This window comes from Ruegeria sp. CDSA193, assembly GCF_059611885.1.
Genome location: NZ_JBXWPN010000018.1, coordinates 1 through 2696 on the forward strand (window position 1 = coordinate 1; position 2696 = coordinate 2696).

Here is a 2696-nt window from a genome sequence, read left to right on the forward strand (position 1 = left end):
ACGGTGAGGTCGAGGCCAAAGTCAAAACCGAAGTCGCAAACCTATGCGCCAGATTCCCAATCTATCCAAACTTGTAAACTGAAGGACACCAACCCATGAGCTTTCATTCCATCGAACAGGCTCCTGCCCGCCTAAACCGTAGCGAACTCGCAGTGCCTGGCAGCCAACCCGGAATGTTCGAAAAGGCCGCACAATCGGACGTGGATGTCATCTTCCTTGATCTGGAGGACGCCGTCGCGCCGGACGAGAAAGAACAGGCCCGCAAAAACATCATTGAGGCTCTGAACGACATCGACTGGGGCAGCAAGACCATGTCGGTACGCATCAACGGGCTCGACACGCATTACATGTACCGCGACGTGGTGGATGTGGTTGAACAGGCTGGCGAGCGACTTGATCTGATCATGATCCCCAAAGTCGGCACCGCGGCAGATGTCTATGCCGTCGACATGATGGTCACGCAAATCGAGGATGCAAAGGGGTACAAAAAACGCATCGGATTCGAGCATATTATCGAAACTGCGTTAGGGATGCAGAACGTCAGTGAGATCGCGGCGGCGTCGAAACGTAACGAAAGCCTGCATTTCGGCGTAGCCGACTATGCCGCCTCGACCCGCGCGCGGACGACTATTATCGGCGGTGTTAATCCGGATTATTCCGTTCTGACTGACGCCGATACGGACGGAGGACGCCTGACCCATTGGGGAGATATGTGGCACTATGCGCTTGCCCGCATGGTTGTGGCTGCCCGCGCCAATGGTTTGCGCCCAATCGACGGCCCATTTGGAGACTTCCAAGACCCGGACGGCTACAAAGCAGCCGCAAAGCGCGCGGCAGTTTTAGGCTGCGAGGGCAAATGGGCCATCCATCCCAGCCAGATTTCACTGGCAAACGATGTTATGTCGCCGGGCGACGCCGAAGTCACCAAGGCACAACGCATTCTCGAAGCAATGGCCAAAGCCGAAGCAGCGGGAAAGGGAGCGGTTTCGTTGGATGGCCGCCTGATCGACTATGCTTCGATCCGTCAAGCTGAAGTTATGGTTGAAAAGGCCCGTCAAATCGCAGCGGCATGATCGCCTCATGACTTTACAATCGTCCATGTCTCAACGCGATTGTGCCGCCAACATATTTGCCGAAGCCATAGCCGCGGCAGATCCGGCAGTTTCCCTGAGCAGACGGCTGCAATCAGCCCCATTGCCTGCGCCCAAACAGGGTGGGCGCAGCATCCTAATCGCGATTGGCAAAGCGGCCCCAGCCATGATGGCGGAAGCCTTGCAAAACGTTCAGGGTGATCATGTCGCTCTGGCCGTGACCCATTCCGAAAACCAAGCGGTCGTACCCGGTGCAACTGTGTTGAACAGTGCACACCCCGTTCCGGACGAACGGGGCCTCAAAGCCGGTCGGCAGATCATTGATCTGCTCAGCGCAGCACGCGAGCAAGATCAGATCATAGCGCTGATCTCTGGCGGGGGATCGGCCCTGATTCCGGCACCTATGGACGGATTGTCCCTATCGGATAAGATTGTGGTCAACGAGCTCTTGTTGTCTTCCGGATTGGACATCGTGCACACGAACCTGGTGCGCCAGCATCTGAGCCAGCTCAAGGGCGGAGGGTTTCTGCGACACGGTTCACCTGCACCGGTCACAGCCTATATTCTGTCGGATGTGATCGGAGATGACCTGCGTGCCGTTGCCAGCGGCCCCACTTCTCCACCCATCGGAACCCAAGCCGATGCCCGTAGGATCTGCATTGGGGCTGGCATCTGGAAGCGTCTGCCCCAATCCGTGCGGGACCATCTAGAACACAGCGTTCCTGAACAGACGATAGCAGTTGAGGCGACAAATCATCTGATCGGGTCGAACACGATAAGCCTTGAGGCTGCGCATCGCTGTGCGGCGCAGTTTTGTCGGGCTGAAATTGCATCCAATGCACTGACAGGAGACGTGTCCGACGCTGCACGTCAGATTCTGCAAGCGGCCCGTTCTGTGGCTTCCGACCGCCCGGTCGCTCTGCTTTTCGGAGGGGAGACAACCGTCCGGCTGCAGGGTACGGGTCTTGGTGGGCGCAACCAGGAACTAGCGCTGCGCGTCGCCCAACTGGCGCAAGGGGAAGCTATTCCCGGCAACTGGATTTTCCTCAGCGGTGGAACAGATGGCCGTGATGGTCCGACCCCAGCAGCGGGTGCGATTGTGGATGTAGGAACATTCGACCGTATCCGCGATGCGGGGCAAAATCCGTCCACGCTGTTAGCAAACAACGACAGTCACCGGGCATTGGGACTATCGGGTGATCTTCTGATGACTGGTGCGACCGGAACCAATGTTGCAGATATCCAACTATTGCTGCTTGGGCCTGATGCTTGAGCGCGCGCTAAACTTGACGGGCATCAAGGTTGATATAGCGTCAGAGATGTCGAATTGGAGAGTAATGCCTGAATCCGTCGAGAAAGGTCCGATTCATGCGATAGTCTGATTTCAAAGCCATAAAGGAGACGTTTATTCCATTGTCCCAGGCGATGTTTTAGGCTCTGACGGAGGGATATAGGCATTATTTTTGCGGGATGTTTGGCGTTGATCGGCGTGTAAGTATTTGTAATTTTCGTTCTAAAATTGTTTTTTGGAGTAGGGTTTGAACCTTTGGCCTTCAGGTTATGAGCCTGACGAGTTGAAGAGGTTAGCAATTGATCCAGTGGATC

Annotated in this window: 3 protein-coding genes; 2 read left to right on the forward strand and 1 reads right to left on the reverse strand. The window is 55.9% G+C overall.

The features are described from left to right. Nucleotides 1-95 precede the first annotated feature (95 nt). Both AC2FLG_RS20425 and AC2FLG_RS20430 read left to right on the forward strand, forming a co-directional pair. Nucleotides 96-1073 carry an HpcH/HpaI aldolase/citrate lyase family protein gene (locus AC2FLG_RS20425; RefSeq protein WP_496707771.1) on the forward strand — a complete coding sequence of 326 codons (978 nt, stop codon included), beginning with the start codon at nucleotides 96-98 and terminating at the stop codon, nucleotides 1071-1073. A 7-nt stretch (nucleotides 1074-1080) separates the two neighbouring features. Further along, entirely contained in the window at nucleotides 1081-2364 is a 1284-nt protein-coding gene (locus tag AC2FLG_RS20430) for a glycerate kinase type-2 family protein (protein ID WP_496707773.1), read from the forward strand. Nucleotides 2365-2387: 23 nt separating this feature from the next. Here the strand turns inward: AC2FLG_RS20430 and AC2FLG_RS20435 are convergent. Further along, on the reverse strand, nucleotides 2388-2696 hold a 309-nt coding region (locus AC2FLG_RS20435), incomplete at its 5' end, for a hypothetical protein (RefSeq protein ID WP_496707775.1).

Bases quoted from the DNA above. Each gene is read 5' to 3' on its own strand.
- AC2FLG_RS20430 (WP_496707773.1), top strand. From the start codon at position 1,081: ATGACTTTACAATCGTCCATGTCTCAACGCGATTGTGCCGCCAACATA.
- AC2FLG_RS20425 (WP_496707771.1), top strand. From the start codon at position 96: ATGAGCTTTCATTCCATCGAACAGGCTCCTGCCCGCCTAAACCGTAGC.